Raw genomic sequence first — 13,703 nt, forward strand, 5'->3', positions numbered from 1 at the left:
GTGGTCGGGCGCCGGGCCCCGGGGGGGGCCCGGGGCCCGTCTCGGGTCCCGGGGGTGCGGGGTTGTTTCACGCCCCCGGGGGGGGGGGGGGGCGGCCCCCCCCCCCCCACCGCCGTGCACTGCCCGCTGTCGCCTTCGACCCCTGGACCGTGGTCGGTCCCGACCCCTGGGCCGTCGCCGACGCCGAATACCGGCCCGCCGACGACAGCCTTCTTCCGACGTGGTCCTTCCACCGCGGCGGTGCGGTGGCCGATCCGGGGCTCGTGACCGACGCCGATGCGGCCGTCGGTGGTGCGGCCGATGACGATGCGGCCGCCGGTGGTGTGGCCGATGGTGACGTGGCCGCCGGTGACGCCGCCGTCGGACGCGCGTCACTGCCCGCCGTCGAGGCCGGTGCGCGGTCGCGGTCCGTGGACGGCCTCCGTCTCCCACCGGCCGGCCGTCGGGCGGCCCCCGACACCGAGGCCGCCGCCCTTCCGGCCGCCGCCCCCGTCCCGCACCACCGCATCGGTGTCGTCGTCGAGGCCCTGCTGTTCCTCGGGCGGCGGTACGGGAGCCGGCGGCTCTCCTCACGGCTCACGGACCTGGTGCACGCCCTCGACGCCGCTCCGGGATCCTGGTGGCCCGCACGCCTGCTCGGCGGAACCCTCACACGCGTGGCCGACGCGACGCCGTACACGGACGTGCTGCGGCTGCTGGCCGACCGTCTCGTGGCCTGGCGGGAGCAGCGGTACAGCGTGCCGCCGGAGCTGGGGCCCGCCTTCTGGACCGCGCTCCGGCTGCCGCTGGAGACGCGGTGCGCACTGCTGCGCCGGCTCGTCCACGCCGACGGCCCCCCGCGCGGGAACGAACCCCGTTTCCTCGACGCTGCCGCCCGGCTGCTCACCGCCGACCCCGTCGCCGTACTGCCGTACCTGATCCGCTGGTTCGAGGACGAGCGGCCGCTGCCCGCCACCCCGCACGCCACCGTGGCGACCGCCGCGCAGGCGCTCCTGCACACCCACCGGCACGCGGCCCCGGACGCGTTGACGGAGGCGCTCGCCGACAGCGCGCACCGGCGGGCCGACCAGCTGCTCACCGTGCTGGCGCGGGAGGAGCCCGCCGTGATGTGCAGGGCCGTCGACCGGTGGGCGAAGGACGGACGGCCCGCGCGCCGGGCCACGGCCGTCACCCACGGACTGCGGGTCGCGCCGTACGCGCGCGACGACACCGACCGCACCCTGCTGCGGTACGCGGCGCTCGCCGTCCTCGTCCGCACCGCCGACCGCGAGCTGCACGGCGGCGCCCTCGCCCTCCTCGTGCGCGACCCGAACAGCAGGGAGCGCCACCTCCCGCGGGCCCTGGAGCGCTTCGCGGCCGGCGACCCCCACCTCCCGCCGAGCGCGCTCGTCCCCGCCCTCGACACCCACCCGGAGCCCGTCCTCGACGCCTTCCGGGCCAGGCTCGGCGGAGCCGGCGCGGACGAGGCGTTCCGCGTCCTCGCCGACGCCGCCCCACCCGCCCTGGCCCGCCCGGTCGCCGCACTCGTCCGGGAGACGGTGCGGCGGCGGCCGGAGCTGACCGGACACGTGGCCGCGTACGCCGACGGGCGGCTGGAGGGGGGCCCTGCCGCCCGTACCGCACTGCGGCCCCTGCTCACCGGACTGCTCGACGGCGGCCCGCAACCACTCCGGGTGGCCCTCGCCGGCGTCCTCGCCGGACCCGGCACACCGGCCTCCCGCCCACTGCGCCGCGAACTGCTCGACACCCTGCTCGCCCACGAGTCCGACCCCGCCGTCCTGGAGGCGGTGCTGCGCGCCGCGGCCCGGAACACCGGCCCCGAGCCGCGCGTCCTCGTCCACCGCACCGGGCTGCTCCTCGCCCGCACCACGGAGGGCGCCGCCCGCTTCGACCGCTGCCTGGCCGACCTGGGCCGTCACGTGCCGGGCTTCGCCGCCGCCCTGGCCGGCTGGCTGGCGGACGCCCCGGGCGAGTGGGCCGTGCTCGTCGGGCCCGCCACCCGCCGGACGGTCGAGGACCCGGCCGGCGCGGGCGTCCCCGCCTGACCCCGGCCGGCACGTGCACCCCGTCACACAGTCCCCATGCCGATGCGGGCCCCCGGCGGACGGCATGGCACCCTTAGAGCTGCGCGGAGAAGTCCGCGGACTCGGGTTCGTCCGACGAGGTTTCGACAAGGAGCAGTCACAGTGCAGCGCTGGCGTGGCTTGGAGGACATCCCCCAGGACTGGGGGCGCAGCGTCGTCACCATCGGCTCCTACGACGGAGTCCACCGCGGGCACCAGCTGATCATCCGGCATGCCGTGGACCGCGCCCGGGACCTCGGCGTCCCCGCCGTCGTCGTCACCTTCGACCCGCACCCCAGCGAGGTCGTCCGCCCCGGCAGCCATCCTCCGCTGCTCGCCCCGCACCACCGGCGCGCCGAACTCATGGCGGAGCTCGGCGTCGACGCGGTCCTGATCCTCCCCTTCACCACCGAGTTCTCGAAGCTGTCCGCCGCCGACTTCGTGGTCAAGGTGCTGGTCGACAAGCTGCACGCCAAGGCGGTCGTCGAGGGCCCCAACTTCCGCTTCGGCCACCGGGCCGCGGGCAACGTGGAGTTCCTCGCCGAGCAGGGCCGGGTCTACGACTTCGACGTCGAGGTCGTCGACCTGTACGTGTCCGGTGAGGCGGGCGGCGGCGAGCCGTTCTCCTCCACGCTCACCCGCCGCCTGGTCGCCGAGGGCGAGGTCGGGGGCGCCGCCGAGATCCTCGGCCGCCCGCACCGGGTGGAGGGCGTCGTCGTCCGGGGCGCCCAGCGCGGCCGCGACCTGGGCTTCCCCACGGCCAACGTCGAGACCCTCCCGCACACCGCGATCCCCGCCGACGGCGTCTACGCCGGCTGGCTGCACGCCCAGGGCGAGGCCATGCCGGCCGCGATCTCCGTCGGCACCAACCCCCAGTTCGACGGCACCGAGCGCACGGTCGAGGCGTACGCCATCGACCGCGTCGGCCTCGACCTGTACGGGCTCCACGTCGCCGTCGACTTCCTGGCCTTCGTACGCGGCCAGGCGAAGTTCGACACGCTGGAGGCGCTGCTGGAGCAGATGGCCGAGGACGTCGAGCGCTGCAAGGCCCTCGTGGCCGCGGCCGGGAAGCCGTAACCGGTCAGCTCCTCCCGGCGTGCGCCCAGTGGCACGCGACCTGGGCCGCGCCGCCCCCGTCGAGGATCCCCGGGTCACGGCCCCGGCACGCCTCCGCCACCCCCGCCCGGTCCGCCTCGCCGCCCGCCAGGACCTGGCAGCGGGCGTGGAACCGGCACCCGGACGGGACGCGGGACGGGTCCGGGGGCTCGCCCGTGAGGACCACCGGCTCGCCCGGCGCCTCGGGGAGGACCGACAGCAGGGCCCGGGTGTACGGATGCCGGGGGGCCGTCAGGACCCGCTCCACCGGCCCGGTCTCCACGATCCGGCCCAGGTACATCACCGCGACCCGGTCGGCGATGTTCCAGGCGAGCCCCAGATCGTGCGTGACGACCAGCGCGGACAGGCCCAGCTCGGCGCGCAGCCGCAGCAGCAGGGCGAGGATCCCCCCGCGTACCGACGCGTCGAGGGAGGCCACCGGTTCGTCGGCGACGAGGAGTTCGGGCTCCAGCACCAGCGCGCCCGCGATGATCACGCGCTGCCGCTGACCGCCGGACAGTTCGTGCGGGTAGCGCGGGAAGAAGTGTTCCGGCGGGCGCAGCCCGGCCAGGGCCAGGGCACCGGCGACCGCGGCCCGCTCGTCACCGCCGTGGCCGTGGATGCGCAGCCCCTCGGCCACCGCGTCGTACACCGTGTGCCGCGGATTGAGCGAGCCGCTCGGGTCCTGCGGCACCAGCTGCACGCGCCTGCGGTACGCCTTCAGGGAGCGGCCCGAGTACTCCAGTGGCCGCCCGTCGAAGGTGACCCGGCCCGCGGTCGGCTCGACCAGACCCAGCAGGGCGCGGGCCAGCGTCGTCTTGCCGCAGCCCGACTCGCCGACCAGGGCGACGATCTCACCGGGACGGACGTCCAGGTGGACACCGTCCACGGCCCGGGCGTCCGGGGCGCCGTGCCGGCCCGGAAAGGTGACGTGCACGCCCTCGGCGCCGAGGAGGGGGGAGGAAGTGGTCATGGGGTAGGGGGCCTCTCTTCCCGAGGGGAGTCCGGTCCACCGGGCGTCGTGCCTCCCGGAGCGACCCGCACGCACGCCGCCCACCGGTCAGTGCCCGCCGCCAGGAGCGGTGGGTCCTCCGTGGCGCAGGAGTCCAGCACCACCGGGCACCGCGGGCGGAACGCGCAGCCCGACGGCAGCGCCGCCGGGTCCGGCGGATCGCCCGGCAGACCGCGCGGCGCGAAGCGTGCCGCCGGGTCGCCGATGCGCGGGAACGCGGCCGACAGCGCCCGGGCGTACGGATGGCGGGCGGCCTCGTACACCTGCCTCGCCGGGCCCTCCTCGACGATCCGGCCCGCGTACATCACCGCGAGCCGGTCGCACGTTCCGGCGAGGACCGCCAGATCGTGGCTGATCATGATCAGTCCGACGTCCTGGTCCGCGACCAGCCGCTCGATCAGCCGCAGGATCTGTGCCTGGACCATCACGTCCAGCGCGGTCGTCGGCTCGTCGGCGATGATCAGCCGCGGATCGCAGGCCAGCGCCATGGCGATCATGACGCGCTGCCGCTGACCGCCGGACAGCTCGTGCGGGTAGGCCGTCGCGCGGGCGGCCGGCAGACCGACCTGCCCCAGCAGTTCCCCGGCCCTCCTCCGCGCCCCCGCCGCGGTGGCCTTCCGGTGCAGCAGGACCGGCTCGGCGATCTGGTCGCCGACGCGCCGCACGGGGTTGAGGGAGTGCATCGCCCCCTGGAACACGAGGGACGCCCCGGCCCAGCGGACCGCCCGGACCCGGCCCCACTTCATGGCCAGTACGTCCTCGCCGTCCAGCAGGACCTCGCCGCCCACCCGGGTCCCCGCCGGCAGCAGCCGCAGCAGTGCCAGCGCCAGGGTGGACTTGCCGCAGCCCGACTCCCCGGCGATCCCCAGCTTGCGGCCCGCCTCCAGCCGCAGGTCCACCCCGCGCACGGCGGCCGCCCCGCCCGCGTACGCGACCGTCAGTCCCCTGACGTCGAGCAGGCTCAACGGGACACCCCCAGCCTGGGGTTGAGGACGGACTCCACGGCCCGCCCGCACAGCGTGAACGCCAGCGCCACCACGGCGATGGCGACGCCCGGCGGCACCAGGTACCACCAGTGCCCGGCGCTGACCGCCCCCGCCTCCCGGGCGTCCTGCAGCAGCCCGCCCCACGACACCACCGTCGGATCACCGAGCCCCAGGAACGCCAGCGTCGCCTCCGCCAGGATCGCCGAGGAGATGATCAGCGTCGTCTGCGCCAGCACCAGCGGCATCACATGGGGCAGCACGTGCCGGGACATGACGTGCCGATGCCCGCCGCCGAGCGCCCGCGCCCGCTCGATGTACGGCCGGGCCTCCACCGCCAGCGTCTGCGCCCGTACCAGCCGGGCCGTCGTCGGCCAGGTCGTCACCCCGATCGCCACGACGGTCGTCAGCAGCGAGCGGGACATCACCGTGGCCAGCGCGATCGCCAGCACCAGCGTCGGCATCACCAGGAACCAGTCGGTGATCCGCATCATCACCGTCGCGTACCAGCCCCGGAAGTGCCCCGCCGTCACCCCGACCACCGTGCCGATCGCCACCGACAGCACGGCCGCGAGCAACCCCACCAGCAGCGACACCCGCGCCCCCCAGATCACCAGGCCGAGCAGGTTCCGCCCGAACCGGTCGGCACCGAAGGGGAGTTCGCCGCTCGGGCTCTCCAGCGGGCTGCCCGGCGCGTCGGTCACGTCGGTCACCTCGGAGCCGACGAGCAGCGGAGCGGCCACGGCGAGCAGCACGAACAGCGCGAGCGTCACCAGGCCGAGGACACCGGCCCGGTGCGTGCGGTACCGCCGCCAGAACCGCGCGGCCGAGGCCCGGCGCCGTTGCCACGCCAGGGCGCGCGGGCGCGCGGCCGGGGTCTTCTCGGTCGTCATCGGCCCACCCGGGGATCGAACAGCGGATAGATCAGATCGGCGAGCGTGTTCATCAGGATCACCGCGGCGGCGAACACGAGGAACAGGCCCTGCACCAGCGGCAGATCGGGCACGCTCAGCGCCTGGTAGAACAGCCCGCCGAGCCCGGGCCAGGAGAAGACCGTCTCCACCAGGATCACTCCGCCCACCGTCCGCCCGAGGTTGATGAAGATCAGCGTCACGGTCGGCAGCAGCGCGTTGGGCACGGCGTGCCGGCGCCGTACGAGGTCGTCGCGCAGCCCTTTGGCCCGCGCGGTGGTCAGGTAGTCGCCGCCCATCTCGTCCAGCAGCGCCGACCGCGTCACCAGCAGCGTCTGCCCGTACTCCACGGCCACCAGCGTCACCACCGGCAGCACGAGGTGGTGCGCCACGTCCACGACGTACGCGAGGCCCTCCTCACCGCCCGACTCCATGCCACCGGTCGGGAACAGCCCCGGCAGCGGGCCGACGCCGACCGACAGCGTGACGATGAGCAGCAGCCCCAGCCAGAAGGACGGCAGGGAGTACAACGTCAGCGCCAGCCCGGTGTGGAACCGGTCCGCGAACCGCCCGTGCCGCCACGCCGCCCGGGTGCCGAGGACGATGCCGAGCACCGTGTACAGCACGAAGGCGGTGCCGGTGAGCAGCAGCGTGTTCGGCAGCGCCTCCGTGAGCTTGTCGACCACGGGCGCGTTGAACTGGTACGACGTGCCCAGATCGCCGGTGAGCGCCTTGCCGCAGTAGTCGGTGAACTGCTGCCACAGCGGCAGGTCCAGCCCGAACTGCTCCCGGTACGCCGCCAGTTGCTCGGCCGAGACCTGCCGTCCCCCGGTCATGAACTTCACCGGGTCGCCGGGGATCAGCCGGAACAGGAAGAAGCCGGTGACGAGGACGGCGAGGAGGGACACGGCCGCGCCGGCCACTTTGCCCGCCACGTACCGCGGACGGACGGTGGCGGCACGGCCGCCGCGGGGCCCGCGGCCGGTCGCCGGCCCGTCCTCCACCGGACCGGCGGCGGCCCCCGTGCTCCCGCCCGCGGACGCGGATGCGGATGTCGCGTCGGAGGTCATGGATTCCCGTCCGCCGCCTACTCGCGGTCCTCGGCCGTGGCCCGTCGCCGCAGCGCGGCGAACGCCCCCAGCCCCGTGAGGACGACGACACCCGCGACGATCCCGACGACCACGCCCGTCGACGACGGACCGCCGTCCCCGTCTCCGGAGTCCGCCGCCGGCACCGCCGACCACCAGCTCCAGTAGCCGTCCTGGCCGTAGATGTTGCCCGCCTTCGCCGGCATGGTGGTGATCGACTCGATGTGGTCCGTGCGGTACGCCTCGACCGCGTTCGGATACGCCATGACGTTCATGTACCCGAGGTCGTACAGCCGCGACTCCATCCGCTTGACGATGTCCGCCCGCTTGCCGGGGTCGTACTCGGCGAGCTGCCGGGCGTAGAGCTCGTCGTACGTCTCGTCGCAGATGAAGTTGTCGGTCGCGCCGGTCTCCTCCGGGGTCGCCGGGAGCGCCGCGCAGGTGTGGATGGACAGCACGAAGTCGGGGTCCGGGTTGACCGACCAGCCGTCGAAGGCGAGGTCGTACTCGCCGGCGAGCCAGGGGTCGGTCACGTTGTCCAGGCAGTCGAGCGTGACCCCGATGCCGAGGTCGCCCCACCACTCCTCGAGATACTGGCCGATCGCCTTGTCGTTCGGGTCGGTGGCGTGGCACAGCACGCGGTAGTCGAGCGGCCTGCCGTCCTTGCCGACGCGGTCGCCGTCACTGTTCTTCCGGTAACCGGCCCGGTCGAGCAGCCGGGCCGCCTCGGCCGGGTCGTACGCCAGCTCCTGGTCGGCCGACGGTTCCCAGAAGTACTGCGGGAAGCGGGGCGGGATGTACCCCGCCCCCTCCACGGCGTGCCCCTGGAACACCTTGTCGATGACGGTCTTCCGGTCCACCGCCATGAACAGCGCGTTGCGCACCCGCCGGTCGAGCAGCGAGGGGTGCCCGTCACCCATCTTCTCGCCGTTTTTCGCCCTGGCGCCCGGGTTGGTGGCGAGGGCGTAGAAGCGGCGGCCCGGGGCGTCGTTGACGTGGATGTCCTCCTCGCCCTTCAGCGAGTCCGCCTGCGCGGGCGTCAGGGAGGGCGACCCGGCGACGAACGACACCTCGCCCTTGCGCAGCGCCGACACCGCCGCGTCCTGGTCCTTGTAGTAGCGGAAGACCAGTTCGTCGAACTTGGGCGCCCCGCGCCAGAAGTCCTTGTTCGCCTTCAGCCGCACATGGCTGTCCGCCTTGTAGTCGGTGAGGACGAACGGCCCGTTGCCGACGACGGGGAAGTCCTCGTCGTTGTTGAACTTCGCGTAGTCGTCGACCTTCTCCCACACGTGCCTGGGCACGATCGGCACGTCCAGCGCCGTCATCGTGGCCTGCGGCTTCTTCAGCCGGATGACGAGCTCGGTGGGGCTCGGCGCGGTCACCTTCTCGAAGTTGGCGACGAAGCTGCCGTTGGCGGTGGCGGCGCCCGGGTCGGACATCATCGTGTTGAACGTCCAGGCCGCGTCCTCGGCGGTGACCTGCTTGCCGTCCGACCAGGTGGAGTCGGAACGGATGGTGTACGTCCAGGTCAGCTTGTCCGGCGACGACTCCCACGCGGTGGCCAGACCGGGGACGACGTGGTTGTCCTCGGGGTCGTAGTTCGTCAGGTACTCGTAGGTGAGCCGGTGGATGCTCGTACTGAGCAGCCGTACCGCCAGGAACGGGCTGAGCGAGTCGACGCTCTGGGCCACCGCGACGGTCAGCACCTTGGTGCCGTCGTCGGCCGCCCGCGCCTGATCCGGTACCGGGGTGGCGAGTCCGGCGCCGAGGGTGAGCGCGGCGGCGCCGGCCGCCATGACGAGCCGGGTGCGTCCCGGGGTGCGGTGGTGACCGCCGTACTGATCGTTCGTGTCCATGGTCGCTGACCTCGCGTCATCGCTCGGACGGGAAGGACGGGCTGATCAGATGAGTGATGAGTGTGTCTATCAGCGACGGCTACGAGCGTCAACGGCGCGTGCACCCCGTGTGGCCTGCGAAAACAAGGAGTTTACGCGCATGGTGCCGCTCATTGGTCGAGACCATTGACGCGTCCCTGGCCAACGCCTGACGGTGGATCCCGCGGACCGGGGCCGAAGGGACCGCCGGTCCGCCCGGTCCGCCCGGTCGGCCGGACGGCTCCCTAGGCCAGGTCGACCGGCCGTGTCCGCAGCTTGGCGGCGATGCGGGCCAGGGCGCGCTGGTCCGCGGCGGTCAGCGGGTCGAGTACCAGCCGGCGCACCGCGTGCACGTGGGTCGGCGCGGCCGCGACGACGACCTCGTAGCCCGCGTCGGTCAGGGCGGCGATGGTGAAGCGGCCGTCGTCGGGGTCGGGGTACCGCTCGACCCACCCCCGCGCCTCGAACCGCTTGACGACGTTGGACAGCCGGGAGAGCGAGCCGTTCGCGAGGTACGCCAGCTCGCTCATGCGCAGCCGGTGCTCCGGGGTCTCGGAGATGTGGCTGAGGGTCAGGTACTCGAAGAGCGTGAGGCCGGCCTCGCGCTGCAACGGCGACTCCAGCCGTCCCGGCAGCAGCAGGACGAGTGAGATCAGGCCGGTCCAGGCCTCCTTCTCGTCCGCGGTGAGCCACTGGGGTTCACCGGGTGGGGCACCGCTGGCGTCGGGGACTGGGGCACTGCTCATCCGGACAGGTTACCAATCGCCCATAACTTCACGCATGAAGTCAATCGTGGTATGTTCACTTCATACGTGAAGTCAATCGAGAGGATTTCCCGATGTCTGGCACCACCACGGACGTCTCCCGCGCCCCGGAGTTCTTCGTCACCCCCGGCTACGGCCCGAAACACCTGGACCTGCTGCACTACAGCCAGGCGGTGCGCGTCGGCGACCGTGTCGAGATCTCGGGCCAGGGGGGATGGGACGACGACACGAACTTCCCGGAGTCCCTGGAGGACGAGATCGTCCGGGCCTTCGACAACGTCGAGAGGACCCTCGCCGAGGCGGGCGCCACCTGGCGCGACGTCATCGCCGTGGACTCGTTCCACATCCCCAGCGCCACGGACTCCATCGGCGAGGACCACAACCGGGTCATGGTCGACCAGTTCCGCCGGCGCATGGGTGAGCGCGCGCCCATCTGGACGCAGATCGGGGTGGCGGCGCTCGGCGCACCGGGCATGCGCGTCGAGATCCGCGTCACGGCCGTCGTCGGCCACGAGGGCTGACCCGCCGCGAACAGCGCCAGGGGCGGGCCTCCCGTCACCCGGGAGACCCGCCCCTGCTACGCCGGAACGCCCCTTACTGCTGCGGGGGCGGCTGCTGTCCGGGCGGGGCCGGATAGGGCTGGCCCGGGACCTGCGGGTACGGGTGGCCGGGCTGCGCCGGGGGCTGTCCGGGCTGCGGCTGCTGGGGGTACGGGCCCGGCTGGCCGGGGACGGCCTGACCGGGCATGGGCTGACCGGGGGCGGGGTGGCCCGGAACGGAGTGACCGGGGAAGGGCTGGCCGGGGAAGGGCTGACCGGGGGCGCCCTGGCCCGGCAGCGGCGGGGCGGCGACCGGCGGAGGGTTGCCGTCGGAGGTCCACAGACCGTGCGACTGCTGATGCCGTACGAAGTCCTCGGCGACCATCGCCGCGAGGTTGAAGTACGCCTCCCGCACCTTCGGCCGCATCATGTCGAGGTCGACCTCCGCACCCGCGGCCAGGTGCTCGTCGAACGGTACGACGATCACGCCTCGGCACCGGGTCTGGAAGTGCGCCACGATGTCGTCGACCTTGATCATCTTGCCGGTCTCGCGCACCCCGGAGATCACGGTGAGGGACCGCGAGACGAGGTCCGCGTACCCGTGCGCGGACAGCCAGTCCAGCGTCGTACTGGCGCTGCTCGCACCGTCCACGGACGGCGTGGAGATGATGATCAGCTGGTCGGCGAGGTCCAGCACGCCGCGCATGGCGCTGTAGAGCAGGCCCGTACCGGAGTCGGTGAGGATGACCGGGTACTGCTTGCCGAGCACGTCGATCGCGCGCCGGTAGTCCTCGTCGTTGAAGGTCGTGGACACGGCCGGGTCCACGTCGTTGGCGATGATCTCCAGACCGGACGGCGCCTGGGAGGTGAACCGCCGGATGTCCATGTACGAGTTGAGGTACGGGATCGCCTGGACGAGGTCGCGGATGGTGGCCCCGGTCTCGCGCCGCACCCGGCGGCCGAGCGTACCGGCGTCCGGGTTGGCGTCGATCGCGAGGATCTTGTCCTGCCGCTCGGTGGCGAGGGTGGCGCCGAGGGCGGTGGTCGTGGTCGTCTTGCCGACGCCGCCCTTGAGGCTGATGACGGCGATGCGGTAGCAGGACAGCACCGGCGTGCGGATCAGCTCCAGCTTCCGCTGCCGCTCGGCCTCCTCCTTCTTCCCGCCCAGCTTGAAACGCGAACCGCCGGCCGCGGGGCGGCTGCTCTTCGCCTTCTGCTTCCTGCTGTTGAGCAGCCGGTCCGAGGACAGCTCCACGGCGGCGGTGTAACCGAGGGGCGCCGCACCGGGGTTGGTCGGCTGCCGCTGGTCGTGCTGTATGGGCTGCGGCCAGGCGGCCCCGGTACGCGGATCGACGGGCTGCTGCGGCACACCGGGTTGCTGCCCCTGCTGCGGCTGCGGGGGGATGCCGGGCTGCTGGGGCTGCTGGGGCTGCTGGGGGAAGCCGTAACCGGCGGGCGGGGCCGGGGGAGTCGGGGCGGCGCCCGGCTGCGGGAAGCCGTAACCGGCCTGCGGCGGGCCGGGCACGGGCGGGGTGCCGGGCTGGGGCTGCGCGGAGGGCTGCTGCGGGACCGCCGCACCGGGCTGGGGGGCCGACGCCGGGGCGGCGCCCGGCTGGGGGAAACCGTAACCGGCCTGCGGGCCGGGTGCGGGGGCGGCCCCGGGCTGCGGGTGCGCCGCGCCGGGGGTACCGGCGGGCGGGAAGCCGTAACCGGCGGGCGGGGCCGGGGGAGTCGGGGCGGCACCCGGCGGCGGGAAGCCGTAACCGGCGGGAGCGCCGGGCATGGGCGGGGTACCGGGCTGCTGCGCGGGGGGCTGGGGGAAACCGTAACCGGCCTGCGGGGCGGTCTGCGGATTCCAGGCGGCGGGCGCGGGCTGCGGTGCCTGGGGCTGGAACGGCGGCTGCTGGGCGGGGGCGGCCGGCTGGTCCTGCGCCGCCGCGGGCTGGGGCTGCGCGCCCGCGTCCGCCGGCTGGGCGGGCGCCTGCGGCGGCTGCGCGGGCCACTGACCGGGCGGCACCGGGGCGGCGGGGTGCGCCGACGGCACCGGGGGCACGCCCTGCGGCGCCGGGAGGGGCCAGGTGGACGGGGCGTCGGGCGCGGCCGGGACGGCACCTTGGGGCGTGTCCTCCCCGGGCGCCGCACCGGCCGGCACCGCGGCGTCCACCGGCCCGGTGTCCTCGGGCCCGGCCTTCGGCTCCGCCGGAGCGGCGTCTCCCTCCACGTCGGTCACCGAGGACTCGGCGTCCTCGGTTTCCACCTCGTCGGCCGTGACGTCCCCGGTACCGGAGACCGCGCCGGCGCCGGGCTCGCCGGCCGTACCGGAGGCTTCCCCGGAACCGTCGGCGTCCGACGGGGTGTCGGGGGTCCCCGCGGCGCTATCGGCGTCGTCGCGGGTTCCGCCTTCTTCACCGGACGGCTCCAGCCGCACCTCGGCCTCGGACTCGGCTCCGGACCCGGCCTCGGTCTCGGTCTCAGCCCCGGGCTCCGCTTCCGCGCCCGCCTCGCGCTCCGCGATCTCCCGCTTCAGCGCGGCGGCGGAGAAGCGGATCGTCGCACCGCTCTCCAGGTCACCGTTGTCGGCCTGGACACCACCGGCAGGGCCGTCCGGCACGGCCGGAGGGAAAGCCGCCCCCGGCTCCGCGGGCTCCTTCTCCGCGTCCGGCCGCTGCGGCTCGAACCCGCTCCCCACCGGAAGCCTCGGCACCGCCACCGGCTCCCCGGAGGGCGGCGCGGGCGACGTGAACGGCGCGGCGGGCGCGTGAGGCGCGAACGGGGCGCCCGACGAGGGCGCGGGCGCCGGCGGAGCGAAGGGCGCCCCAGGCGCGGGCGCGTGCGGCGGCGGAACGGGCCCACCGGAGGGAGAGACCGAAGGAGCCGGAGGAACCGGAGCGGGCGAGGAGGCCGACGGACCGGACGAAGCGGACGACGCCCCCGGCTCCGAACTCCCCGAAGCGTTCTGCGTGTACCAGGCCGGCGGCGCGTAGTCGATGGTGAACTCGCCCGTCGTCTCGATGGCGGACTCCGCGTCGGGCTGGTCATCGCCGGGTGTCGCCCAGCCCCCGCGCGTCCCGTCCCGATCGCTGCTCACAGTTCCTCCTGGTGTGGTCGAGCACCCTTGTGCCGTGCTGGGGCGACCATTTCTCGTCGTCCGACGTGTCCGAAAAGGAAACGAAGTCGTCCGAACCGGCCCTCCCTGTAGGACGCCGATGCCCGGACCCCGGGTTCTGGCGTCGCGCCGGGTACCACCCTAATCACCAGTAGCCCCGCCCCGTCAGCCCCGCCCACCTGGCAGCACCCGCGGTGGGCGTCACGCGCCGTCACCCACCGGCCGGCAAACACCTACAGGCGCGTCAAACCGCACATGACGCCCAAAA

General features: G+C 74.1%; 9 protein-coding genes and 1 pseudogene. 3 read left to right on the plus strand and 7 right to left on the minus strand.

What is annotated here, in order from left to right:
* Positions 1-485 precede the first annotated feature (485 nt).
* Positions 486-2,045: pseudogene (locus ACH5AO_RS33200) on the plus strand (serine protease); the annotation flags it as partial.
* A 141-nt stretch (positions 2,046-2,186) separates the two neighbouring features.
* On the plus strand, positions 2,187-3,140 hold the full coding sequence (locus tag ACH5AO_RS33205; RefSeq protein ID WP_398931219.1) for a bifunctional riboflavin kinase/FAD synthetase: 954 nt from the start codon (positions 2,187-2,189) through the stop codon (positions 3,138-3,140).
* Between the two features lie 4 nt (positions 3,141-3,144).
* Here ACH5AO_RS33205 and ACH5AO_RS33210 read toward each other — a convergent pair whose 3' ends face one another.
* From ACH5AO_RS33210 to ACH5AO_RS33235, 6 genes are all read right to left on the minus strand, one after another.
* Positions 3,145-4,131 (minus strand): oligopeptide/dipeptide ABC transporter ATP-binding protein, encoded by a 987-nt coding sequence (locus tag ACH5AO_RS33210; protein ID WP_398931222.1) that lies wholly within the window; start codon positions 4,129-4,131, stop codon positions 3,145-3,147.
* Complete coding sequence (locus tag ACH5AO_RS33215) at positions 4,128-5,135, minus strand: ABC transporter ATP-binding protein (protein ID WP_398931224.1); 1,008 nt, start codon at positions 5,133-5,135, stop codon at positions 4,128-4,130. The genes ACH5AO_RS33210 and ACH5AO_RS33215 overlap by 4 nt, the downstream gene beginning before the upstream one ends.
* A complete protein-coding gene (locus ACH5AO_RS33220; RefSeq protein ID WP_398931227.1) occupies positions 5,132-6,046 on the minus strand; it encodes an ABC transporter permease in 915 nt (304 codons plus the stop codon). The genes ACH5AO_RS33215 and ACH5AO_RS33220 overlap by 4 nt, the downstream gene beginning before the upstream one ends.
* The gene (locus tag ACH5AO_RS33225) at positions 6,043-7,134 is read right to left on the minus strand and encodes an ABC transporter permease (protein ID WP_398931229.1); all 1,092 of its coding nucleotides are present in this window, start codon (positions 7,132-7,134) and stop codon (positions 6,043-6,045) included. The genes ACH5AO_RS33220 and ACH5AO_RS33225 overlap by 4 nt, the downstream gene beginning before the upstream one ends.
* Before the next feature lie 17 nt (positions 7,135-7,151).
* Positions 7,152-9,008, minus strand: a complete 1,857-nt coding sequence (locus tag ACH5AO_RS33230) for an ABC transporter substrate-binding protein (protein ID WP_398931231.1) — start codon at positions 9,006-9,008, stop codon at positions 7,152-7,154.
* A 263-nt stretch (positions 9,009-9,271) separates the two neighbouring features.
* Positions 9,272-9,772: a MarR family winged helix-turn-helix transcriptional regulator gene (locus ACH5AO_RS33235; protein WP_398931233.1), complete on the minus strand. Its 501-nt coding sequence runs from the start codon at positions 9,770-9,772 to the stop codon at positions 9,272-9,274.
* Between the two features lie 92 nt (positions 9,773-9,864).
* Between ACH5AO_RS33235 and ACH5AO_RS33240 the strand changes: the two genes are divergently transcribed.
* A complete protein-coding gene (locus ACH5AO_RS33240; protein WP_398931236.1) occupies positions 9,865-10,311 on the plus strand; it encodes a Rid family hydrolase in 447 nt (148 codons plus the stop codon).
* Between the two features lie 73 nt (positions 10,312-10,384).
* On the opposite strand, the gene ACH5AO_RS33245 is transcribed toward ACH5AO_RS33240, so the two are convergent.
* Positions 10,385-13,417 (minus strand): SCO5717 family growth-regulating ATPase, encoded by a 3,033-nt coding sequence (locus ACH5AO_RS33245; protein ID WP_398931237.1) that lies wholly within the window; start codon positions 13,415-13,417, stop codon positions 10,385-10,387.
* Positions 13,418-13,703: the final 286 nt, after the last annotated feature.

The organism is Streptomyces sp. NPDC018964 (assembly GCF_044390325.1).
Taxonomy (GTDB): domain Bacteria; phylum Actinomycetota; class Actinomycetes; order Streptomycetales; family Streptomycetaceae; genus Streptomyces.